The organism is uncultured Martelella sp. (assembly GCF_963677965.2).
Classification (GTDB): domain Bacteria; phylum Pseudomonadota; class Alphaproteobacteria; order Rhizobiales; family Rhizobiaceae; genus Martelella; species Martelella mangrovi.
The window spans coordinates 1,709,286-1,732,199 of the sequence record NZ_CAXXFM010000001.1; the positions used below are offsets into that span (position 1 = coordinate 1,709,286).

The following is a 22,914-nucleotide window of genomic DNA, read 5'->3' on the forward strand; positions in this document are numbered from 1 at the left end:
ACTGTCGCTGTCGCGACATCTCTCCCCTCCGGGGCGAGAAGACTTGGGGGCTGTGCGGCCCAGCCATGCGATCGTCTCCTCCTCAATGGAGGCGATCGAAGACATGCATTCCACCACCCCGCCCTCGCGGGATAACCAACCGACGGCCGAAAGGCATGGCATGACAGCCATCAGCGAATACCGAAAGCAGGGCCGGGTCGCCGGAAAGCTGGACAAGCTCGGCGTCATCGTCACGGCGATTGCGCTGCTGGCGCTCTTTCTTCAGCCGTTTGCGCTTTTCCGCGCAAACCGCATCGTTGCCGCCGACAATGTGATGGTCTGGTCGGCCATGCCGCTCTGGCAGGCCGTCGCCCTCGTTGTTGCCATGCTGGCCGCCATTACCGTCATCCTGTTCAGGACGCCGGTCAATCTCCGGCTTGCCGTGTCCATTGCCGCCATCGCCGTTCTGGCGCTGATGGTCGGACGGGCCGGTTACTATCTGATGCCGTCGGACAATCCCTATGCCCGCGTCTCGCCGGGCGCGAGCTTCTGGATCCTGCTGTTTGCCTTTTCCATCGCCATGGCCGATGCCATCGTGCGCAAGGCGCTGCCGCCGATGGTGCGGATCGGATTTCTGCTGGTTGCGGCAGCGGCCATCGGGCTTCTGCTGTGGTCGGGAGCGTGGAACGATCTTTCGATCTTGAAGGAATACAATAACCGCGCCGATGCCTTCTGGCGCGAGGGCCGCACCCATGTGGAACTGGCTTTCGGCTCGCTGGCCGCAGCTGCCGCCGCCGGCATTCCCATCGGAATCCTGTGCTTTCGCGTGCCCAAGGTGCGCGCCACCATATTGAACAGCCTGAATGTGCTGCAGACGATCCCGTCGATCGCGCTGTTCGGCCTTTTGATCGCGCCGCTGGCCTGGGTCGGCCGCAATGTGCCGGGGGCAGCCGAACTCGGCATTGCCGGCATCGGTTTTGCCCCGGCCATCGTCGCCCTGTTTGCCTATTCGCTGCTGCCGGTTGTCTCCAACACGGTTGCCGGTCTCGACAGTGTTCCCCGCGATGCGCGCGAGGCCGCCCGCGGCATGGGCATGACCGGCCGGCAACAGCTTTTTCAGGTGGAATTGCCGCTCGCCTTTCCCGTCATCCTCACCGGCATCCGCATCGTGCTGGTGCAGAATATCGGCCTTGCCGTGATCGCCGGGCTGATCGGCGGCGGGGGTTATGGCACGTTCGTTTTTCAGGGCATTACCCAGACGGCGACCGATCTGGTGCTTTTGGGCGCGTTGCCTGTTGTCGGCATGGCCTTCGCCGCGGCCATCATTCTCGATGCGCTTGTTGAAATCAGCCAGGGCAGCGCCAGAAAAGGAAGCCGGAGATGATCGAGATCGAGGGTATCACCAAGGTCTATGACGGCTACAGCGCCGTCGACAATGTCTCGCTCACCGTCGAGCGCGGCGAGCTTGCAGCCATTGTCGGCACCTCCGGCTCCGGCAAGACCACACTGATGCGGATGATCAACCGGCTTGTGGAACCGACCGCCGGCACAGTGCGCATCGACGGGCGCGACAACCGCGAACTGCCGGATTACGAACTCAGGCGCGGCATCGGCTATGCCATTCAGGGCCACGGCCTGTTTCCCCACCGCACGGTGGCCGAAAACATCGCCACCGTGCCCAAGCTTCTCGGCTGGGACAGGAAAAGGCGCGATGCCCGCGTCGATGAACTGCTCGAGCTGTTTCGCATGGAGCCATCAGCCTTTCGCGACCGCATGCCGCATGAACTGTCCGGCGGCCAGCAGCAGCGCATCGGCGTGGCCCGGGCGCTGGCGGCGGAACCGGCCGTGCTGTTGATGGACGAACCCTTCGGCGCGCTCGACCCGATCATCCGCGCCAAGGCGCAGGAAGACCTGCTCGACATTCAGCGCCGGTTTTCCACCACGGTCGTGCTGGTCACCCATGACATGGACGAGGCCATTCTGCTCGGCCACAGGATCGCCGTCATGCATGAGGGCAGGCTCGAGCAATATGCCCGCGCCGCCGAGATCATCACCGATCCGGCAAGCGATTTCGTCAATGAGCTGCTCGGCACCGGCGACAAGGCATTCCGCATGCTTTCGCTCGAGGCCTGCGAAAACCTTCTCGAGGACGGACCGGCGGACGGCGAACCGATCCCGGCGACGGCAAGCCTGAAGGACGCGCTTGCCGCCACCTTGTGGTCCGGCCGCAACGCGCTGCCCGTCGAGCGCGATGGCCGGGTGATCGGCCGGGTCACCCGCGATGCCCTGATCCGCCGTGCCGCAGGACCGTCATCATGAAAGCCCCGGTCCTCATCCGTCTGGCGCTTCTTGCGCTGCTGATCGCCTTTATCGTCTTTCCGGAAGCCTTCGCCCCGGTATTCCGGCCGTTCACGCAAAATGGCGCACCCGCGATCTATACCCAGACCAGCCTGTTGTCGCTGACACTCAGCCACCTCGCCATTGTCGGCGTGGCAACCGTTGCGGCAACGCTGTTTTCCGTCAGCCTTGCCATCATCGTCACCCGGCCCTTCGGTGAGGAATTCCTGCCGCTGTCGCGCTCGATCGCCAATATCGGCCAGACCTTTCCGCCCGTCGCCGTGCTGGCGCTGGCCGTGCCGATGTTCGGTTTCGGCCCGATACCGACGCTGATTGCGCTGTTTCTCTATGGCCTGCTGCCGATTTTCGAGAATGCACTGACGGGGCTGACCAACCTGCCGGGCAATGTGTCCGAGGCCGCGCGCGGGGTCGGCATGACCGGGTTACAGCGTCTCACACAGGTCGAGTTTCCGCTGGCGTTTCCCGTCATTCTGGCCGGCATCCGCCTTTCGGTCGTGATATCGCTGGCAACGGCCACGATCGGCTCGACAGTCGCGGCCAAGACGCTTGGCGAGGTCATCATCGCCGGGCTGTTGTCGAACAACACCGCTTTCGTTCTGCAGGGCGGGCTTGTGGTCGGCGTGCTGGCGCTTCTGATTTACGACACGTTCGTGATGTTCGAGCGGGCAATCGCGCGACGCACCGGCCGTACTTAAAAAATACGGGCGATGGCTGAGCCATCGCCCGATATTGAAAGCGTATCCGGATGGCCCGCGAAGCAGGCCGGATCCCGTCAGATATCCAGATTGGCCACCGAAAGCGCGTTGTCCTGGATGAAGTCGCGGCGCGGTTCGACCTCGTCGCCCATCAGGCGCGAGAACAGACCGTCGGCGCTGGTGGCGTCCGACACCTTCACCTGCAGCAGCGAGCGGACATTGGGATCCATCGTGGTTTCCCAGAGCTGCTCGGCATTCATTTCGCCGAGGCCTTTGTAGCGCTGTGTGGTCAGTCCCCGGCGTCCGGCCTCGAACACGGCTTCCAGCATGGCGCGCGGGCCGTAGATGGTGAGGTCGCCATTCTTGCGGTGCAGGAGCGGCGGCTTGTCGTAGATATCGAACAGGCGCTGCTGCATCTGGTCGATATAGCGCGCATCGGTCGAGCCGATCAGCCCCATGTCGAGCGAGGCGACTTCCTTGACGCCGCGCACCGTGCGCTCGAAGCGCAGTCCGCCATCGTCACGCACGAAGCCTTCCCAGCCGCGCTCGGTTTCCTCGGCGATCACGTCGAGCCGGGCGGCGATATCGGCGGCAAGGCGCTCGGCTTCCGCCTGATCCGTCACCCGTTCGGCGTTGAGAGCGCCGGCAATGGCCGCCTGCTCGACCACTGCGCGGTCGTAACGCGAATGGATGCCTTCCATGAGGTTGCGCATGCGGATTGCATCGACGATCACCTGACGCAAATCCGCTCCGGCACGCACCTCGCCGGAAGCCAGGTGCAGGGCTGCATCCTCAAGGCCCTGATCGATCAGGTAATCCTCGAGCGCCTGCTCGTTCTTCAGGTATTGCGTCGATTTCCCGCGCGTTACCTTGTAGAGCGGCGGCTGGGCGATATAGAGATGCCCGCGCTCGATCAGCTCCGGCATCTGCCGGAAGAAGAAGGTCAGAAGCAGGGTGCGGATATGCGCGCCGTCCACGTCAGCATCGGTCATGATGATGATCTTGTGGTAGCGCAGCTTTTCCGGATTGTACTCGTCCTTGCCAATGCCGGTGCCGAGTGCGGTAATCATCGTGCCGATTTCCTGGCTCGACAGCATCTTGTCGAAACGCGCGCGTTCGACGTTCAGGATCTTGCCGCGCAGCGGCAGGATGGCCTGGGTTTCGCGCGAACGGCCCTGCTTGGCGGAGCCACCGGCGGAATCGCCCTCCACCAGGATCAGTTCGGATTTCGACGGATCGCGGTTGGAGCAGTCGGCAAGCTTGCCCGGTAGCGAGGCGATATCGAGCGCGCCCTTGCGCCGCGTCAGTTCGCGCGCACGCCGCGCCGCCTCACGGGCGGAAGCGGCTTCGGCAACCTTGGTGACCAGCACGCGGGCCTCGTTCGGATGCTCTTCCAGCCACTGGCCGAGCGCCTCGTTGACACAGCTTTCGACCACCGGACGCACCTCGGAGGAGACCAGCTTGTCCTTGGTCTGCGAGGAGAATTTCGGGTCCGGCACCTTGACCGAAAGTACAGCCGTCAGGCCCTCGCGGCAGTCATCGCCGGTCAGCGTCACCTTTTCGCGCTTCAGAATGCCGGAAGTGTCGGCATAGGACACCATCTGCCGGGTCAGCGCGCCGCGGAAACCGGCCATGTGGGTGCCGCCGTCACGCTGGGGAATGTTGTTGGTAAAGCACAGCACATTTTCGTGGTAGCTGTCGTTCCACCACATCGCCACCTCGACGGTAATGCCGTCCTTCTCGGTGGAAATGGCGATCGGCTCGTCAACCAGCGGCTTTTTCGAACGGTCGAGATAGGTCACGAAGGCGGCCAGGCCGCCGTCATAATGCATTTCCTTGGAGACCGGTTCGGCATGGCGGTTATCGGTCAGAAGAATGCGCACGCCGGAATTCAGGAAGGCCAGTTCGTGCAGGCGCTTTTCCAGCGTGTCATAGTCGAATTCGACCATGGTGAAAGTTTCATGGCTCGGCATGAAGGTGAGCTCCGTGCCGGTCTCGTCGCCCGCATCGCCGATCACTTCCAGCGGCTTGTCGGCAACGCCATGGGTGAACGAAATCTCGTGCAGCTTGCCATTGCGCTTGATCTTCAGCTTCAGCCAGACCGAAAGCGCGTTGACCACGGAAACGCCCACGCCGTGCAGGCCGCCGGAGACCTTGTAGGAGTTCTGGTCGAACTTGCCGCCCGCATGCAGCTGGGTCATGATCACTTCGGCTGCCGAAATCCCCTCGCCGGTATGGATATCGGTGGGAATACCGCGGCCATTGTCGGTCACGGAGACAGAGCCGTCGGGGTTCAGGGTCACGGTCACAAGGTCGGCATAGCCGCCAAGCGCCTCGTCGATGGCGTTGTCGACCACCTCGTAGACCATGTGATGCAGACCCGAGCCATCATCCGTATCGCCGATATACATGCCGGGACGTTTGCGCACGGCGTCGAGGCCCTTGAGAACCTTGATCGAATCGGCGCCGTATTCGGCCGGAAGGCCGACGGCTGTTTCTGGTGTTTCGCTCATCAACAGGTCTTTCCGAATGTGTCAGGGGTACGGCGGCTCAAAACACGCCGAATCACTGCTTTTTCAAGCGTCGAGCTTAGGGGAAAAGCCGTTTCCGCTCAAATCTCTGCGGCCCCTTTTACAGCCAAATTGGGGATAAACCTAGCCCGTTTCAATGACGCGCCCGCAAGCCCTGACACAGCCGGCAGCAATGGGGTGCCGCAGACAGGCGGTTTTTGCCGGAAAGTGCCCTTTCAGTCCCGCAAAACACGGCAAAGGCGGCGCTCCTCACGGGGAGCGCCGCCTGGAAATTTCGGTTCAGTATTGCGACAGCGCCTGAGCGGGCTCAGCCTGCCTTGCGGCGGATCCAGCGTTCGCTGGGTTCAATCAGCGCCGCATCGGCGAACGTTGCCATCTCGTGTTCGGCCCTGTCATGGGTCAGGATACCGTTCCAATGAAGGTAGAGATAGCTGTCACGAATGATCTGGTTGGTCGAGGGTAGTTTGGCAGCGGTACTGCGTACACGATCGGAATGGGCGGCCATCAGGGCCATTTCCTTCTCCATGGGATACTTGGCGTTTTGGGAGGCGCTTCAGGCGGGAAACGTCTTTCGCATTCGAGGCTCCATACGAAACTTGCAGGGCCGGATGCAGAAGAACCTCTTGGCCAGAAGCTGTATCGAGGCCCCGAATGCAGTTTCAGGCTAGTAAAGCGGACCGCATTCTTCCTTGATCTCCCTCAAATCCCGTGCAAATCGTCATTTTTCGGGCTTAACGCGCCAGTTTTTGGTCGACCAATAAATCGAGTGCACCGATCGTCTCCTCGTCGAGCTGGCCGATGACTCGCGAAAGCCGGTTGGCAAAGGCGGTGTGGGCGGCCGGCAGACCGGCGGTGTCGACCACCACGCGCGGGTCCGACTGGTCAGCGATGGCGAACAATGCTTCGGCATCGTCCCAGATGATGTGGAAATAACCGGCGACGCGCTGGAGGAAATCGAAACTCGGCTTGCCGCGCCGCCCGTGTTCGAGCGCAGACAGATAGGCCGCCGACACGCCGATGGCTTCGGCCATCTGTTTTTGCGAAACGCCGCGCTCTGCCCTCAGCTTACGAACGGCTTCTCCGAACGGCGTCATGCTCATGTCCCTTTCTCCGGGCAAGGCGCACATAAAGCGCGCCCTCGCCGCCATGCTGCCGGGCCGCCGTCTCGTAGGAAGAAATCAGCGGCCTGAAGTCCGGCAGCGAAAACCAGATCGGCACCGATCGTTTCAACACGCCATCACTGCCGATCGACCCGCCCTTGCCGGTGATCACCAGAATATGCCGATGCCCCCTGTCATGTGCGCGGCGCAGAAACGCCAGAAGCAGCGCATGCGCCTCGTCCTGAAACAGGCCGTGCAGGTCAATCCTGGCATCAATCGACAGCCGCCCGTTGGCCAGCTTGCGCTTGACGGGCCGCTCGAGCGGATGGTGCCTGCGGACCTGATCCTGCGCCTGTTTTTTCGGCAAGGCGAGGGGTGAAACGCTGGTTTTTCCTGTGTCGGCCTTTTTGCCATCGGCGGCAATGCCATTCATCAGGTCGGGAAAACTTTCCGCGCGTGCGACGGGCTTTTCCAGCTTTTTGCCGGGCAGTGGCCGCGCGGTGCGGGCGACCTTGTTCCACAATTCCCGTTCTTCGGACGAGAGCTTCCGGCGGCTCATCTTGACAGAAACTCCCGGCAAAACAAGCGGCGCTCGGGCGCCGCTTTCATCGGACAGAAACAAGACCTATTCGGAGGCCGTGGCGATCAGCTTCCAGTTCGGATCCCGCGCCCGCGTGTCGCGCGCAAAGGTCCACAGATCACGGACTTCGGCGATTTGCTCGGCATCGCCGTCGACAATCCCGCCATCCTTGTCATAGGTCGCGGAAATCATCTGGCTGACGATCCGAAGCGTGATCCGGGCCTCGGTCTTTTCAACTTCCGCCTCGGTGACATCGGCCTTCTCGATGCCGACAAAGCTTGCCTTGACGGATTCGCCGGCCGCCTCGCGCTCGCTGATCGCGGTGTTGAAGCCCTCATAGACTTCCTTGGACAGCAGGTTCTTCAGCGTACGCCGGTCGCCATCGGCAAAGGCCATGACGATCATCTCATAGGCCGAACGCGCGCCCTTGAGGAACGCATCGGGGTCGAATTGCGGGTCGGCTTCGACAATCGTCCTGAGCCCGGTATTGACCGCGCTTCCTTCCGGCGCGATCTTGTCGACAGCGGCCATGCGGGCGGCCTTGTCGTCCTTTTCCGCGCCAGGCAGCGTGATCACATTGCTCTCCGGACGGGCGTCATCCGTCGCATCGGTGCGCGAGCGCATCGGGCTTTGCTCGTAACGCGGTTTCTCATTGCCCGTACGGCGGCCCAGAACATTGCGGAGCTGAAAAAAAATCACCACCGCAGCAATCAGGAAGAAGAGTGTAATCAGATCGCTTGTGCCCATTTTGGTGTTAACCGCCGTTTTCCTTGTTGTTTCCCACCCCCATATAGACTTCACAGGGCCATGATTCAAATGTAACACTTCGGATGAAGGCGTTCATTTCGTCATGATCATAACCAAAGACGGACCGAACAGGAAACCGATTTGCCGCTTCTGATTACTATTATCCTTTTCCCTTTCGTGGAAATCGCCGGATTCATCATCGTCGGTCGCGCCATAGGCCTGTTTCCGACACTGGGGCTGATCGTCCTTACCGCCGTCATCGGTGCGATCCTTCTGCGCATCCAGGGCTTCGGCGTGCTGCAGCGGTTGCAGACGGATGTGCGCGACGGCGGCGATCCGGGCCGCGAGATGGTGCATGGCGCGATGATCGTGTTTGCGGGCATTCTCCTGCTGATCCCCGGCTTCGTCACCGACATTATCGGCTTCCTGCTGTTCATCCCGCCATTCAGGGATTTCGTGTGGCGGCGGATCAGCAAGAACATGGTCGTGGTCTCACAGGGCTCCGGCTTCTTTCGCGCTGGCCCCGGACCGGGCGGTGCGCGCGGACCGCGCAAGCCGGGCGGCAAGGGACCGACCGTGGTCGATCTCGATGCCGAGGATTTTTCCTCCGGCTCCGGCGACCCGGATTCGCCCTGGGCCGAACATGACCGGCTGGACGATGACCGCAACGATGATGACAAACGCAACGGCAAGGACCGTTAGCCTGTCTGCTGCATTTGCCGAGACCGCCCGGCCGCAATCGCCCCACGCCCTGTGCTGCGGGCTTTTCGGCGGCCCGCCCGAGGGTTGTGCGGCGGCTCCCTAAATGCTAACTGGCAACCCAAATTGCCCCACTCGAAAGGACGCGAAATGGCAGAAGAAAATGGTGCGGAGAAAAAGGAAAGCCCTTCGCTGAGCATTCTGACCCAGTACATCAAGGATCTTTCCTTCGAAAATCCCGGTGCCCCGGCTTCGCTGCAGAAGCGTGACGGCCAGCCGAACATCAACATCAGTGTCAACGTCAATGCCAATCCGCTTGGCGAAGACAATTACGATGTTCTCCTTTCGTTGAAAGCCGAAGCCAAGTCCAACGACAAGACGCTGTTCCTGTGCGAACTGGTCTATGGCGGCGTCTTCCGGGTCGCGAACTTCCCCAAGGAGCATGTGCTGCCGATGCTGTTCATCGAATGCCCGCGCCTGCTGTTCCCGTTTGCCCGCCAGATCGTGGCCGATGCCACCCGCAATGGCGGTTACCCGCCGCTTCTGGTGGACCCGATCGACTTTGCACAGATGTTCCAGAAGCGCATGGCCGAGGAACAGGCCCGCGCCAAGGTGCAGCAGCCCGCCAACTGAGCAGGGCACGCGATCATTCAAAAAAACCCGGCCGCCGAGCCGGGTTTTTTATTGTTTCAGCGATCCGATGTTTCCCGGCGCGGATTGAGCCAGGGGGCGGCATTTTCCGGTGCCAGCGGCTGACGGCCGAGGATGTGGTCGCTGGCCTTTTCGCCGACCATGATCGACGGGGCATTGAGATTGCCGTTGGTGATGCGCGGAAAGATCGAACTGTCGGCGACCCTCAAGCCCTCGACACCGATCACCCGGCATTCGGGATCAACCACGGCCATCGGGTCATCGGCGCGGCCCATCCGCGCCGTGCCGCAGGGGTGATAGGCGCTTTCGGCGTGTTCGCGGATAAAGCCGTCGATCTCGTCATCGCTTTGAACATCGCCGCCCGGCTGGATCTCCTTGCCGCGATAGGGATCGAAGGCGGACTGTGCGAAAATCTCCCGCGTCAGCCGCACGCAATGGCGGAAATCGGCCCAGTCCTGCTCATGGCTCATATAGTTGAAGACGATCTTCGGCGCGTCCTTCGGGTCGGTGCCCTTCAGCGTTATTTCCCCGCGCGAGGGCGAGCGCATCGGCCCGACATGGGCCTGGAAACCGTGGCCCTCGGCAGGTGCCGTGCCATCGTAACGCACGGCCATCGGCAGGAAATGATACTGGATATCGGGATACTCGACGCCTGGCCGCGAGCGCACGAAGGCCGCGCTTTCGAACTGGTTCGAAGCACCGATACCGTTCTTGAACAACAGCCACTGCGCACCGGCCAGCCCCTTGCCGAAGATGTTCCAGTGCTTGTAGAGCGTGATCGGCTGGGTGCTGGCCTGCTGGATATAGACTTCCAGATGATCCTGCAGGTTCTTGCCCACGCCGGACCGGTCGGCCACAACGGGAATGCCGTGCTCGGCCAGTTCACTGCCCGGACCGATGCCGGAAAGCAGCAGCAGTTTCGGCGTGTTGATCGAAGACGCCGCCAGAATGACCTCACGGCGGGCGCGGATCGTCTCGACATGGCCGCCGCGCTCGATCTCGACGCCGATGGCGCGGCCATCCTCGATGATCACCTTGCGGGCAAAACAGCGGATCAGGTCGAGGTTTTGCCGTTTGAGCGCCGGCTTGAGATAGGCATTGGCCGCCGACCAGCGCCGGCCCTTCCAGACCGTCTGCTCCATCGGCCCGAAGCCTTCCTGCTTCTCGCCGTTATAATCGCCCGTCGCCTCGAAGCCCGCCTGTTTGCCCGCCTCGACGAAGGCATGAAACAGCGGGTTCTTGCGCGGCCCGCGCGTGACATGCAGCGGCCCGTTTTTGCCCCTCCACGACGGATCGCCGCCATGACCGCCCTCATGCCAGTGCTCCATGCGCTTGAAATAGGGCAGCACATCCGCATAACCCCAGCCGGTCGCGCCGCTTGTCTCCCAGTGGTCATAGTCGCGCGCGTGTCCCCGGACATAAACCATGCCGTTGATCGATGAGGACCCGCCGATCACCTTGCCGCGCGGGGTCACCAGACGGCGATTGCCCAGATGCGGCTCCGGCTCGGAAACAAAACCCCAGTCATAGCGCTTCATGTTCATCGGATAGGAAAGGGCGGCCGGCATCTGGATGAAGGGGCCGATATCGGTCCCGCCGAATTCCAGCACCAGCACGGAATGCTTGCCGTCTTCAGAGAGGCGCGCGGCCATTGCCGAGCCTGCCGAACCCGAACCAACAATGACAAAATCTGCTTCAGTCAATTTCGAACCTTTCATTGCCGCGATGGGCAAATGTTTTACGAGGCGCCGCTTGCGGCGATGAACCGCCCCCTCGTTACCCGACACGCTCTCCCCCTCCCTGCGTCATCCTCGGGCTTGACCCGAGGATCTAGTCCCCTTTCCACACGAGACGCGTACCGGCTGTCCGCCAGGGTATTTCACTGCAAGAACCGCCTACTCCGCTCGCGACCAGCCGGCGTTGAACTCTCCCCCCTATCCACCTTGCGTCATCTTCGGGCTTGACCCGAATATCCATGAAGCCTCTCCCCTTGCGCCTGGATCCTCGGGTCAAGCCCGAGGATGACACCGGAAGCGAAGGTCTTGCTTTCATCAGCCATCGCATGAGGCGCAACTGATCAAGCCCTCCCACTCAATACGGACTGTCGACCTTGCCGAGCGCCACCTGCACGGTCTTCAGCTGAGAATAAAACTCCATCGCCGCGCGTCCGTTTTCGCGGCCGAAGCCGGATTGCTTGACGCCGCCGAAGGGGATTTCGACCGGGGTCAGGTTATAGGTGTTGATCCAGCAGATGCCGGCCTGAAGCGCGTCGGCCACGCGATGGCCGCGGGCAAGATTTTGCGTGAACACGCCGGCCGCCAGACCGAATGGGGTGCCGTTGGCGCGCGCGATCACTTCTTCTTCCGTTTCGAAGGCGAGCACGCTCATCACCGGCCCGAAGATTTCCTCGCGCGCGATCGTCATCTCGTCGGTGACATCGGCAAAGACGGTGGGCTCGATATAGGCGCCCCGGGCGAAAGCCTCGCCCGCAGGAACGCCGCCGCCGATCACCAGCCGCGCGCCCTCGCCTCTGCCCGCCGCGATATAGGACAGCACTTTTTGTCGCTGCGCTTCGGAAATCAGCGGTCCGAGATGGGTTTCCGGGTCCAGCGGATCGCCGAGCCGGATCGTGTTCGTGCGTTCGACAAGCCGGGCGAGAAACGCGTCCAGAATGGATTTCTGCACGAAGACGCGGGTGCCGTTGGAGCAGATCTGGCCGGTGGAATAGAAATTGCCGAGCATGGCGCCGCCGATCGCGTCTTCCAGATCGGCATCCTCGAACACCACCATCGGCGATTTGCCGCCAAGTTCCATGGTGGCGTGACGCATGCCGGAGGCCGCCGCCGCATAGACCTTGCCGCCGGTCGGGACCGAACCGGTGAGCGACACCTTTGCAGTCTTTTCATGGGTGGAAAGGGCGGCACCGACATCGCCAAAGCCCTGCACCACATTGAAAAGCCCCTTCGGCGCACCGGCCTCCATGAGGATTTCGGCCAGTTTCAGCGCCGAAAGCGGCGTCATTTCAGACGGCTTGAACACCATGGCATTGCCGCAGGCAAGCGCAGGTGCGGCCTTCCACGAGGCGATCTGGATCGGATAGTTCCACGCACCGATGCCGACGCAGACGCCGAGCGGCTCGCGTTTGGTATAGGCAAAGCCTTCGGCAAGCGGCACGCTTTCACCGGAAAGACCGGCGGCCTGCGCGGAAAACCACTCAAGCGCATCCGCGCCCGAAGCGGCATCGGCCACCAGGGTTTCCTGAATGGCCTTGCCGGTGTCGAGCGTTTCCAGTTCCGACAGTTCGTCATTACGCGCGCGCATCAGGTCGGACGCCTTTCGCAGCACGCGGGCGCGCTCGACCGGCAGCCACGCCGCCCATTCGCGCTGGGCGCGTTCGGCAGCCGTCATGGCGCGTTCGATGATTTCCGGTGTGGCGGCATGAAGTGTGGCGATCACCTCGCCGGTGGCCGGGTTGATGCTGTCAAAGGCCCGGCCGGCGTCATCCTCGACATAGTCGCCATCGATGAAATGGCTGGCTTGTGCACGCATTGTCATTCTCCGCTTGGTCAGCGTTCGTTCTTTCACCGCGCTAAAGCGCCTATTCGTCGCGGGGCCAGCGCTGGCTGGCTTCCAGAATGTTGAGGTCCATGTGGTTGCGCATGAACCGCTCCGAGGCATCCTTCATCGGCTGGTAGTCCCACGGCCGATAGTCGCCGGCCCTCAGCGCCTCATAAACGATATGGCGGCGCGCCTGACTTTCGCGGATCTCGGCGTCATAGGCGGCCATGTCCCAGTATTCGCGCACCTTCGCTGCAAAACCGGCAACGGTTTCGGCATGGGCGGGGTCGTCTGCCAGATTGGTCAGCTCGTGCGGATCAGCCTCGAGATCGAAAAGCTGCGGGGGATCGAGTTCACAGTGATTATACTTGAACCGGCCCTCGCGGATCGAAACCAGCGGCGCCTCGGAGGCTTCGGCGGCATATTCCATGCGCACCGGCATTTTCCGTTCCGCGCCCGCAGCCACCGGCACAAGACTTTCGCCATCGCTCCACGGAGAAACCGCCGCGGTGTCGATGCCGGCAAGATCGGCAAGCGTTGCCGCAATATCGACAGTCGAGGCCGGGGTTTTGACAAGACCGGGTTTCATGCCAGGAGCGGAAATCATCAGCGGCACGCGCGACGAGCCCTCATAGAAGCTCATCTTGAACCACAGCCCGCGTTCGCCGAGCATGTCGCCATGGTCGGAAAGGAACACGATCACCGTATCCTCGGCCAGACCGACGCCTTCGAGCGCTTCGAGAATTTCACCGATCTTGTCGTCGACATAGGAGACATTGGCGAAATAGGCCCGACGCGCGCGGCGGACATCTTCCTTCGAGATATCGAATTTCTGCCAGTCATTGGCATCGAAAATCCGCTTCGAATGGCCGTCCTGCGCGTCATAATCGATGGTGCCGACCTCCGGCTCCAGATGGTCGCAATCCTCGTAGAGATCCCAGTATTTCTTCCGCGCCACATAGGGATCGTGCGGGTGGGTAAAGGAGACGGTCAGCATGAACGGACGGTCATCCTTGCGGCGGCCGAGATCATAGACCTTGCGCACCGCCTCATAGGCAACCTCGTCGTCATATTCGAGCTGGTTGGAGATCTCGCCGACGCCTGCCCCCGTCACCGATCCCATATTGTGATACCACCAGTCGATGCGCTCGCCCGGCTTGCCGTAATCCGGCGTCCAGCCGTAGTCGGCGGGGTAGACATCGGTGGTCAGCCGCTCCTCGAAACCATGGAGCTGGTCGGGACCGACGAAGTGCATCTTGCCGGCAAGCGATGTCTGGTAACCGGCGCGACGCAGATGATGGGCATAGGTCGGGATGTCGGGCGAGAACTCGGCGGCATTGTCGTAAACGCGGGTGCGGCGCGGCAACTGACCGCTCATGAACGAGGCGCGCGCCGGCGCACACAGCGGCGAGCCGGTATAGGCATTTTGAAAGCGCGTCGAACGCTGGCTGAGTTTCTTCAGGTTCGGCGTGTGCAGAAAGTCGGCCGGGCCATCGGGAAACAGGGTTCCGGCAAGCTGGTCGACCATGAGAACGAGAATGTCCGGCCGCGCGGTCATGAAGACATCTCCTTGGCGAGTGTGAGTTCGAGATATTCTCTGGTCATTTCGATGGCGCCCTTGCGGCTGGTGCCGAAATCCTTCAGCGCCGCACGCAGGTAAAACCCGTCGATCATCGAGCCGAGACCGGCGGCGATGCGGTTTGCGGCGTCCCGGCTGACGCGCTGGCGCAGCGCAAAGACGAGATTGGAGCGCAGCCGCGCCTCGTAGATCGACAGAAGCCGGCTAGCATCGCTCTTGCGCTGAGCCTGAACGTAAAAGGCAAGCCAGGCGGCCACCACGGCGGGATCGAACTGGTCGGGGCCGAAACTGGCCTCGATCACGGCCACCAGCCGCTCCTCCGGTGTGCGGGCGGTCTTGTAGCGGGCCTTGACCGAAGCGCCGAACGCGTCGAGGATGCGCCGCATGGCCGCGAACAGTATCTTGTCCTTGGAGCCGAAATAATGATGCGCGAGCGCAGGCGAGACGCCGGCCCGCTGCGCGATCTTGGCGACCGTGACCTCGACCATGCCGACCTTGCCGACTTCCTCGATCGCGGCCCGGACAAGGGCATCGCGACGGATCGTTTCCATTCCGGTTTTCGGCATCGGCTTAACCCGCTGAAAAAATGCTCAGAGACGTATAATGGCGAAGAAATATGCAACTTTGCCTGCTTCGCCGTTTACAGGAATTAACATATGTTATATTGATTGACTGATCAATCAAAGAAGCCAACAGTTTTTCGCCGCGTCGTTTCAAGGCGCAATGGCAATCTTGCAACGGACCCGAAAGGAACGCTGACATGTCTGATAACTTCCGAATGATCCTCGCAGCGCTTGCCGCCGCCACAACCCTTTCCGCCGGCGCTGCAGCAGCCCAGGAAACGGCCTGTGACAGCGTGAGCTTCTCCGATGTCGGCTGGACGGACATCACCACCACGACGGCAACGGCGAAACACCTGCTGGAAGGCCTCGGTTACGATGTCGACGTCAAGGTTCTGTCCGTTCCGGTCACCTTCGCATCGCTGAAGAGCGACGATGTCGACATCTTCCTCGGCAACTGGATGCCGGCCCAGAGCGGCGCGATTTCCCCTTACATCGACGAGGGTGAGATCGACGTTGTCGCCACCAATCTCGAAGGCACGAAATATACGCTGGCCGTGCCGACCTACACCTATGAAAAGGGTCTGAAGACCTATGCCGACATCGCCAAGTTCGCCGATGAGCTCGACGACAAGATCTACGGCATCGAGCCGGGCAATGAAGGCAATGCCTATCTCGTTTCGCTGATCGACGAGAACAAATACGACCTCGGTGACTTCGAGGTTGTCGAAAGCTCCGAACAGGGCATGCTGGCCATGGTCGGCCGCAAATACCGCCAGGAACAGCCGATCGTCTTCCTCGGCTGGGAACCGCACCCGATGAACGCCACCTACTCGCTGAAATACCTCACCGGCGGTGAGGACTTCTTCGGCGGCGAAGGCATTGTCCGCACGGTAACCCGCAAGGGCTATGCAGAAGAATGCCCGAATGTCGGCAAGCTTCTGACAAACCTCAAATTCTCCCTGCCAATGGAAAACGAAATCATGGGCAAGATCCTCAATGACGGCGAGAACGAGGGCGACGCCACGGCCGAATGGATCAAGGCCAATCCGGATGTGCTCGACGCTTGGCTGGACGGTGTGACCACCACCGCCGGCGAGCCGGGACTGCCGGCCGTCAAGGCCTCGCTCGGCCTCTAACGACATAAAGGGCCCGGAACGGCGCAATGCTTTCCGGGCCTTTCCATATCCAAGCGCGCTATGATGAATGTGCTGCCGCGGCAGCGCGGTCTGGGCGAGACCCAGGCCACCGGGGGACAAGAAAAGGAGCACCCTCTTGCACTGGCTGACAGACTACAAGATCCCGCTCGGGCGCTGGGCCCAGGACATCTTCGACTGGCTGCAGATGCATGGCGGCTGGTTTTTCGACGGTCTGGCTGAGATCATGGGCTGGCTGATCGACAGACTCCTGTGGTTGCTACAGGCTCCCGGCCCCATCGTGGTGGCGATCATCGTTGCCGCATTCGCCTACTGGATGCAGCGCAACTGGAAGGTTTCGCTGTTCGTGTTTCTCGGCTTTCTGTTCATCATCAATCAGGGCTATTGGGAAGAAACCACCGAAAGCCTGGCGCTGGTCATCTCCGCCTGCATCATCTGCATGGCCATCGGCGTGCCAATCGGGATTTTCACTGCCCACCGGCCGCGTTTTTATCAGGTGCTGCAGCCGGTTCTCGACCTGATGCAGACGCTGCCGCCCTTCGTCTATCTCATTCCGGCAATCATCTTCTTCGGTATCGGCATGGTGCCGGGCCTGCTGGCAACCGTCATCTTCGTCATCCCGGCCTCCATCCGCCTCACCCATCTGGGCGTTTCCTCGGTGCCCAAGCCGCTGCTGGAAGCGGCCGATGCCTTTGGCGGCACCGGCTGGCAGAAGCTGACCAAGGTCGAGTTGCATTATGCGCTGCCGCAGATCATGGCGGGTCTGAACCAGACCATCATGCTGTCGCTGTCGATGGTGGTTGTCGCCGCCCTTGTCGGCGCCGACGGCCTCGGCGTGCCGGTGGTGCGCGCGCTTAACCAGGTCAATCCCGCGCTCGGTTTCGAAAGCGGCTTCGTCATCGTCGTCGTCGCCATCATTCTCGACCGGGTTCTCAAGATCGGAGGGCGCAATAATGGCTGATGCGGTTGTCTTTGAAGATGTGAATATCGTTTTCGGCGACAGGCCGGAAACCGCCCTGCCCCTGATGGACGCCGGCAAGGACCGCGCGGAAGTGCAGGACGAAACCGGCCAGGTGCTCGGCGTGCATAATTGTTCGCTGACGGTGGGCGAAGGCGAGCTTCTGGTGCTGATGGGCCTTTCGGGTTCGGGAAAATCGACCCTGCTCAGGGCCGTCAACCGGCTCAATCCGGTCTGCCGCGGCCGCGTTCTGGTCAATGACGGCACGCAGATGACCGATGTGACCTCGGCCGACAGCAAGACGCTGCGCCATATCCGCCTGCAGCGCGTTTCCATGGTGTTCCAGCAGTTCGGCCTGCTGCCCTGGCGCAATGTTCGCGACAATGTCGCGCTCGGTCTGGAATTTGCCGGCCTGAGCAAGAAGGAACGGCTGGAAAAGGCCGAAGCCCAGCTGGAACTTGTCGGCCTGAAGGACTGGGGCAACCAGCTTGTGGGCGAACTCTCCGGCGGCATGCAGCAGCGCGTCGGTCTGGCCCGCGCCTTTGCCACCGAAGCGCCGATCCTGTTGATGGACGAGCCGTTTTCAGCGCTTGACCCGCTGATCCGCACCCGACTTCAGGACGAACTGATCGAATTGCAGCGCAATCTGAAACGCACCATCATCTTCGTCAGCCACGACCTCGACGAAGCCTTCAAGATCGGCGACCGGATCGCGATCATGGAAGGCGGACGGATCGTCCAGTGCGGCACGCCGTCGGAAATCGTGCGCCAGCCCGCCGACGCCTATGTCGCCGACTTCGTCGCCAATGTGAACCCGCTTGGCGTTCTCAGAGCCGCCGATGTGATGAGCGACGACGATGCGCCGGACGGCGCGCACCCCGTCAATATCAACACCAAGCTGGCGGACATGATGGATGCGCTCGGCAAGGGCGCGACCCTGAGCGTGGTTGACGGCAACGGCAACACCGTCGGCAGCGTCCGCCCGTCCAATGTCGTCACCGCGCTCAATCCGGCGATACCGCTCGGGTAAAGCGTTTCAGACTGACAACAGGTCGCGAAAGGGCGCTCCTTCGGGGCGCCTTAGTTCGTTGACAAAGCTCGTCCCGGGTTCTTTCGTCATACCGACCTTGAGCCGGTATGACGGCGGGGGATAGGCAAAGTTGTGATTGGTTACAGGGTTTGTCAACAATCTGGCGCGCTCCTTCGGGGCGCCTTTTTCAATGTACGAAGGACGCAAACATCAGCGCGGCATCAGGAAGAATTCCAGCACGCCGGTACGGATCGCCCGGCGTTTGACCTTGCTCTTGAACGGCAGTGACATCATGTTTCCAAGCAGGCGGCAGACCTTGTAGGGACGATAGTAGCGATCGATCTTTTCGCGCTCGCCGTCGTGTTCCGGCACGACCGCCTTCGGGTCGACATGCTTCTGGTAAAGCCCGATCCATTCATTGTGCGTGTAGCAGGTCCTGAAGGAATTGGGATGGACCTTCATGAAGAAGATCGGCTTCGATGGTTCTAGGTTGAACTGGTCGAACGACAGGAACACGAAATTGGAGGCAAAATAGCGTTCCGTTGCCAGAACGGCCGCCTCATTGCCATCATTGTAGTATTCACACGGCACCGATCGGCCGTCGCGACGGAGGGCGTTGATGAAAATATGCTGTTCGGGAGTGTAGCGATTATGGCGGCGATCACCGGTATTCCAGCGAGCATCCTCCTCCGTCATCAGCGGCACATCGTAGAGTTTGCGGATGTCATCCGTCCGCCCGAAAAAGGCAAGATCCGAAGGATGGAACGGAAAGTGCAGCCGCGATCTTGGATTGCGGGAGAAATAGCTGCAGGCCAACAGTTTGCGCGAAAATAGCGCATAGGCATCGTCGCGTTCGGGAAAGGCATCGAAGAAATCGAGAAAGCCGCCCCCATTCAGCCTGAAATCCGTGCGAAAGCGGAAACAAAAGGGCGTCTCGACCTTCTCCAACCCGGCGCGTATCCCGACAATCTGACGGTTGACGTTGTTGATCTTTTCTCCGGGCTGATCGGAATAATAAAAGAACCCCGGATCTTCGCAGAGCACCAGTTCATCGAAATCAAGGCCCGCGACATCGGTTCCGGCCCAACTGGACAGGATGATCCGCGATTGCGGGAACATCTTTCGCACCATCGCAAGGCTGTCGTGAACAAAGGCCTTGTCCACAACCCCCTGGAACAGGAATGTGATATCTTTCATGTCCATCTGCAATTGACTGGCTCCCTGCACCGCGACAATCGGCTATTCAACAGAAGGCACGGGTGACACACCGAAATCCGGCGCAACAGACGCGTTTCAGCCCGCCCCGTTTGCACTGCCGGGATATTTGTCTGCTGTGGCACCCGGCAATTTCACCACCACATTGACGGTTCCATCGGCAAGGCATTCAAAGTCGGTCGCCTCGCCCGGCTCCATGACGATGATATCGCCCTCGCCATATTCCACGCCATTCATTGCAACCCGCCCGGAAACGACAACCGTGTACTCGGTCGCGATGCGATGATGATGCACTGCTTGGCTGTCTCCGCACCGGTAGCGCTTGACGGCCACCTCGACATCGCCGGTCCGACAAAGGCTTGGATCGAAATTGCCGATGAACCAGCCCTTGACCATGTCTTCAAGCTTCGCCGTCCTCAATGCAGAAACGTCTCCTTTTGTTCATGCAACTGAGAAATGTACTGGGCCAGCTGCATCTCCGTCTTCATCGGGTGAAACTGGTCGTTCTCTATGAACTCGATGGCAACCTTCTTGTGACGCAGCACCATCTCGTTGATGGTCTGGCTGATGAAGAAGGTATCCCTGATCTTCCGATCCTTGCGTACCACGCTTTGTGCACAGAGAACGAAATCGCTGCCTCTTCGAAAATAATAGAAGCTTGCCAGTGCATGCTTGCTGACCGGCCGCTTTTCCGCGACTTCGCAGACGAAACCGTCCTCGTCGAGAAGCGCGAAGGAATAACGCGGATGGACCGAACGAAAAGACACAACACCGGCATCGCCGTCCTTTTCGCGAAACCTCTTCACGATCCTGGCGAGATCGGCGTCAATCAGCTCATCGACCGCCACAAGAACGACCTCCTCGTCCCTGTCGATCCGCTCGGCCGCCAGAAGCGCGGTGCACACCGATCCGGTGGTCGAGCCGGAGACCTCCACGCAAACCGCGTTTTCAGCGATTTGCCTGATCACATCGTCAACGTTGAAGTCCTGGACGTCGGAACGTCTGACACAGAAAATGATCTCGCTCGGCCCAAGCGTCTGCAAAGCCCTGATCTGACGCTCGAGAATAAGTTTCTCGTTGAATTCCGTCATATAGAGCGGATAGCGCTCGCCTTTGATATCGAGGTTTTCGCCCCCCATCAGAACAACGATCTTCATGCCGCAGACCCCATGGATTTACCGGCGGCATCCACCTCGGCAATCCGCCGCTTGATGTGCGCAAAATTGACATCGTCGACATTCTTGACCGACAGGACATGAGCGCCCGAGGCCGCCGCCGCCTTCAGTCCGTTGGGATTGTCCTCGACAATCAGGCATTCCTTCGGATGCAGTTTGAACATCTTGATGGCCTTCAGATAGATCTCGGGATCAGGCTTGGCCCGCGTCACATCCTGGTTGGACAGCATAAATTCGAGATAGGGCGTGAGGCTCGCCTTCGACATCATCTGCTGAACCGTATCGCGTGTCGAATTGGACGCGACGGCAAGCCGATAGCCTTCCATCTGAAGCCGCGACAGCGCGTATTCATGATCGAACCGCGGACGGCAACGCTCGACGATAATCTCGAGTGTGTAACGCTGCTTCATCTCGTTGATGAAATTGTGGAGATAGGTCGGCAGGTTCTTGTCGATGCTGAGACGCTGAAGCTTCACCTTCGTCGGCAGACCGTCATAGACCGTGGCATGTTCATGACGCTCGATCGTGTAACCGAAAAGACCGAGCGCCTTGTTCAGCGCGTCATAGTGCCATTCCTTGGCCTCGATCAGCACCCCGTCCATGTCGAAAATAACGGCTTTTATAGTCATAGTCGTGCCTCCCCGAAATAACTCCTCGCCTTCTCAGGCACATCGGTGCACAAAAGGAGCGAGTTCTCATTGACGCATTTGGCAAGTTTTATGATCGACCACTGCGTATCAATATCGCGCTGGTGAAGATCGGCCGAGACAATACAGACACGCTTGCCGTCGCCCGTCAGTCCGTCGAGCAGGCCCGGTCCGAACCAGTCCGAGCGGAAACAGTCAAGCCAGACGCCCTCACACTCCGCCAGCAGGGGCGGATAGGGCTGAAGATCGCTCAATCCTGTGAACACCGGCAGCCCGCAGCCAAGCTGATGCACGAGATCGGGCAGGGCCATATCAAAAACAAAGTAATTCGTATGGCCGAACGCGGCCAGGATTTCCCGTGTGCGCTCACCCAGCCCGTCCGCCTTGATATTCAGCGCAAGCACCAGGTTTCGGCCTGCCATCAGCGCCAGCAGTTCAGCCAACCGCATTTCGTTCCCGGCCGGCATGTCATGGGCGATGACGATTTCCCCGTCATGATCCCGGATATCGGTTTCGGTTCCGAAGCCAAGATCGAACGAACGCCGGAAGGCGGCGGCGGTATTCTTCTCCTCCGCCGTTACCCATAAACCGCGATGAGACAGAACCTCCATCATCGGACCTTTTCTGAAACCGGATGCTGCAGAAAGAAATCGAGATCGCCGGGAATACCGAGCCCGTACATGCCGTCACGTTCGGCGCCGATGCTATAGTGCCCCACCTTGCTGCCCGCACGGATCAGGTAATTGTAGACGGGGCAGACATAAAACTCGCCATTGACGCGATGATCGTCCGCAATCATGGCTTCGATCCCGTTGATCAGATCGCCGCCCCGACGAAAATTGAAGATGCCGACGGCGGCATCATGCGAGATCACACGCTTTTCAGCTGTTTCCACGACGCGACCGTTTTCGCTGCGCACGAAAGACCACTTCCGATCGCACGCCTTCATCGTCATGATCAAACCGTCCAGCGATTCACGTTCCATATGGTCGAGATAGCTGTCGATGTCGGCATCGATGAATTGATCCGAATTGGCAGTCATCACCGGATCGTCATTGCCGAGAAAGGGGCTGGCGAGCAAAACGGACGACGCCTGTCCTTCGGTCACGTGGTCGATGCCGATCAACTCGATGTCGCCTGCAATCGCACTCAAGCTCTGTTCAAGTCGGTATTGGCGGATATGGCTGCTCTGACAAATCAGGATAAATCGATGCGGCACCACGGGCGCCAGATTCTCCATGACCACCTGGATCATCGGCTTGCCGTGCACTTCGAGAAAGGGTTTGGGAGTCAGATAGCCCGCCTCCGCAAAACGACTGCCCCTGCCTGCCATCGGAATGACAATGTTCAGCACGCTACACCTCTATTCACAACGAGCATTGCACCCAGACGTATAGTTATTACAGCAACGTCAAATTTAAGTAACACATCATGTAATGATACCTAAAATAACGTATATCCATTATACACGTCTTATATTTATCTACGTGTATAAAATTATATTAAATGTATTCATAAATTGAAGTAGATTTCAAACGTTATTTCTAATTTATACGTGCACATGATCTAATATACCATTTTCCTGATCGTTATCATTTCATGAGAGGGAATTGACACAGGCTCTCCGAACCACATGAAGAAGCGATAAAATTGGAACATGCCAGATGGGAGAGAGCGCCATGAGAAACGGGCGTT

Annotated in this window: 23 protein-coding genes; 8 read left to right on the forward strand and 15 right to left on the reverse strand. The window is 60.2% G+C overall.

What is annotated here, in order from left to right:
* Positions 1–160: 160 nt before the first annotated feature.
* The 3 genes from ACHZCU_RS08130 to ACHZCU_RS08140 are packed head-to-tail and all read left to right on the forward strand — an operon-like array spanning position 161 to position 3,032.
* Positions 161–1,363 carry an ABC transporter permease gene (locus ACHZCU_RS08130; RefSeq protein WP_319518369.1) on the forward strand — a complete coding sequence of 401 codons (1,203 nt, stop codon included), beginning with the start codon at positions 161–163 and terminating at the stop codon, positions 1,361–1,363.
* On the forward strand, positions 1,360–2,298 hold the full coding sequence (locus tag ACHZCU_RS08135; protein WP_319518370.1) for an ABC transporter ATP-binding protein: 939 nt from the start codon (positions 1,360–1,362) through the stop codon (positions 2,296–2,298). Before ACHZCU_RS08130 ends, ACHZCU_RS08135 begins: the two co-directional genes overlap by 4 nt.
* Positions 2,295–3,032 carry an ABC transporter permease gene (locus ACHZCU_RS08140; protein WP_106309185.1) on the forward strand — a complete coding sequence of 246 codons (738 nt, stop codon included), beginning with the start codon at positions 2,295–2,297 and terminating at the stop codon, positions 3,030–3,032. The genes ACHZCU_RS08135 and ACHZCU_RS08140 overlap by 4 nt, the downstream gene beginning before the upstream one ends.
* A 77-nt stretch (positions 3,033–3,109) precedes the next feature.
* Here ACHZCU_RS08140 and gyrB read toward each other — a convergent pair whose 3' ends face one another.
* From gyrB to ACHZCU_RS08165, 5 genes are all read right to left on the reverse strand, one after another.
* The gene (gyrB, locus tag ACHZCU_RS08145; protein WP_319518371.1) at positions 3,110–5,545 is read right to left on the reverse strand and encodes a DNA topoisomerase (ATP-hydrolyzing) subunit B; all 2,436 of its coding nucleotides are present in this window, start codon (positions 5,543–5,545) and stop codon (positions 3,110–3,112) included.
* Positions 5,546–5,870: 325 nt separating this feature from the next.
* The gene (locus ACHZCU_RS08150) at positions 5,871–6,077 is read right to left on the reverse strand and encodes a hypothetical protein (protein ID WP_146132340.1); all 207 of its coding nucleotides are present in this window, start codon (positions 6,075–6,077) and stop codon (positions 5,871–5,873) included.
* A gap of 217 nt (positions 6,078–6,294) precedes the next feature.
* Positions 6,295–6,657: a helix-turn-helix transcriptional regulator gene (locus ACHZCU_RS08155; RefSeq protein ID WP_319519766.1), complete on the reverse strand. Its 363-nt coding sequence runs from the start codon at positions 6,655–6,657 to the stop codon at positions 6,295–6,297.
* Entirely contained in the window at positions 6,629–7,222 is a 594-nt protein-coding gene (locus ACHZCU_RS08160) for a Smr/MutS family protein (RefSeq protein ID WP_106309194.1), read from the reverse strand. Before ACHZCU_RS08160 ends, ACHZCU_RS08155 begins: the two co-directional genes overlap by 29 nt.
* Positions 7,223–7,288: 66 nt before the next feature.
* Complete coding sequence (locus tag ACHZCU_RS08165) at positions 7,289–7,990, reverse strand: Tim44/TimA family putative adaptor protein (protein ID WP_319518372.1); 702 nt, start codon at positions 7,988–7,990, stop codon at positions 7,289–7,291.
* Positions 7,991–8,131: 141 nt separating this feature from the next.
* Here ACHZCU_RS08165 and ACHZCU_RS08170 point away from each other — a divergent pair, with 141 nt between their 5' ends.
* Entirely contained in the window at positions 8,132–8,692 is a 561-nt protein-coding gene (locus tag ACHZCU_RS08170; protein ID WP_319518373.1) for an FxsA family protein, read from the forward strand.
* Between the two features lie 147 nt (positions 8,693–8,839).
* Positions 8,840–9,322: a protein-export chaperone SecB gene (gene secB / locus ACHZCU_RS08175; protein WP_106309203.1), complete on the forward strand. Its 483-nt coding sequence runs from the start codon at positions 8,840–8,842 to the stop codon at positions 9,320–9,322.
* A 56-nt stretch (positions 9,323–9,378) separates the two neighbouring features.
* Here secB and betA read toward each other — a convergent pair whose 3' ends face one another.
* The 4 genes from betA to betI all read right to left on the reverse strand — a co-directional run bounded on the left by betA (position 9,379) and on the right by betI (position 15,043).
* A complete protein-coding gene (gene betA, locus ACHZCU_RS08180) occupies positions 9,379–10,992 on the reverse strand; it encodes a choline dehydrogenase (RefSeq protein ID WP_394706103.1) in 1,614 nt (537 codons plus the stop codon).
* A gap of 439 nt (positions 10,993–11,431) precedes the next feature.
* Positions 11,432–12,889 (reverse strand): betaine-aldehyde dehydrogenase, encoded by a 1,458-nt coding sequence (gene betB, locus ACHZCU_RS08185; RefSeq protein ID WP_394706037.1) that lies wholly within the window; start codon positions 12,887–12,889, stop codon positions 11,432–11,434.
* A 49-nt stretch (positions 12,890–12,938) separates the two neighbouring features.
* The gene (betC, locus tag ACHZCU_RS08190; RefSeq protein WP_319518375.1) at positions 12,939–14,456 is read right to left on the reverse strand and encodes a choline-sulfatase; all 1,518 of its coding nucleotides are present in this window, start codon (positions 14,454–14,456) and stop codon (positions 12,939–12,941) included.
* Positions 14,453–15,043 (reverse strand): transcriptional regulator BetI, encoded by a 591-nt coding sequence (gene betI, locus ACHZCU_RS08195; protein WP_227023729.1) that lies wholly within the window; start codon positions 15,041–15,043, stop codon positions 14,453–14,455. The genes betC and betI overlap by 4 nt, the downstream gene beginning before the upstream one ends.
* 194 nt (positions 15,044–15,237) lie before the next feature.
* Here betI and choX point away from each other — a divergent pair, with 194 nt between their 5' ends.
* The 3 genes from choX to choV all read left to right on the forward strand — a co-directional run bounded on the left by choX (position 15,238) and on the right by choV (position 18,182).
* Complete coding sequence (choX, locus tag ACHZCU_RS08200) at positions 15,238–16,176, forward strand: choline ABC transporter substrate-binding protein (protein ID WP_106309217.1); 939 nt, start codon at positions 15,238–15,240, stop codon at positions 16,174–16,176.
* Positions 16,177–16,312: 136 nt separating this feature from the next.
* Complete coding sequence (gene choW / locus ACHZCU_RS08205) at positions 16,313–17,155, forward strand: choline ABC transporter permease subunit (RefSeq protein WP_319518376.1); 843 nt, start codon at positions 16,313–16,315, stop codon at positions 17,153–17,155.
* Positions 17,148–18,182, forward strand: coding sequence for a choline ABC transporter ATP-binding protein (choV, locus tag ACHZCU_RS08210; protein ID WP_319518377.1), 1,035 nt, complete (start codon positions 17,148–17,150; stop codon positions 18,180–18,182). The genes choW and choV overlap by 8 nt, the downstream gene beginning before the upstream one ends.
* A gap of 210 nt (positions 18,183–18,392) precedes the next feature.
* Here the strand turns inward: choV and ACHZCU_RS08215 are convergent, their stop codons facing one another.
* The 6 genes from ACHZCU_RS08215 to ACHZCU_RS08240 all read right to left on the reverse strand — a co-directional run bounded on the left by ACHZCU_RS08215 (position 18,393) and on the right by ACHZCU_RS08240 (position 22,573).
* Positions 18,393–19,379, reverse strand: a complete 987-nt coding sequence (locus ACHZCU_RS08215; RefSeq protein ID WP_319518378.1) for a WavE lipopolysaccharide synthesis family protein — start codon at positions 19,377–19,379, stop codon at positions 18,393–18,395.
* Positions 19,380–19,475: 96 nt separating this feature from the next.
* A complete protein-coding gene (locus ACHZCU_RS08220) occupies positions 19,476–19,817 on the reverse strand; it encodes a hypothetical protein (RefSeq protein WP_319518379.1) in 342 nt (113 codons plus the stop codon).
* Positions 19,814–20,554: an NTP transferase domain-containing protein gene (locus ACHZCU_RS08225; protein ID WP_319518380.1), complete on the reverse strand. Its 741-nt coding sequence runs from the start codon at positions 20,552–20,554 to the stop codon at positions 19,814–19,816. The genes ACHZCU_RS08220 and ACHZCU_RS08225 overlap by 4 nt, the downstream gene beginning before the upstream one ends.
* Positions 20,551–21,201 carry an HAD family phosphatase gene (locus ACHZCU_RS08230; RefSeq protein ID WP_319518381.1) on the reverse strand — a complete coding sequence of 217 codons (651 nt, stop codon included), beginning with the start codon at positions 21,199–21,201 and terminating at the stop codon, positions 20,551–20,553. Before ACHZCU_RS08230 ends, ACHZCU_RS08225 begins: the two co-directional genes overlap by 4 nt.
* Complete coding sequence (locus tag ACHZCU_RS08235; RefSeq protein WP_319518382.1) at positions 21,198–21,662, reverse strand: phosphodiesterase; 465 nt, start codon at positions 21,660–21,662, stop codon at positions 21,198–21,200. The genes ACHZCU_RS08230 and ACHZCU_RS08235 overlap by 4 nt, the downstream gene beginning before the upstream one ends.
* A gap of 167 nt (positions 21,663–21,829) precedes the next feature.
* Entirely contained in the window at positions 21,830–22,573 is a 744-nt protein-coding gene (locus ACHZCU_RS08240; protein ID WP_319518383.1) for a glycosyltransferase family 2 protein, read from the reverse strand.
* Positions 22,574–22,914 lie beyond the last annotated feature (341 nt).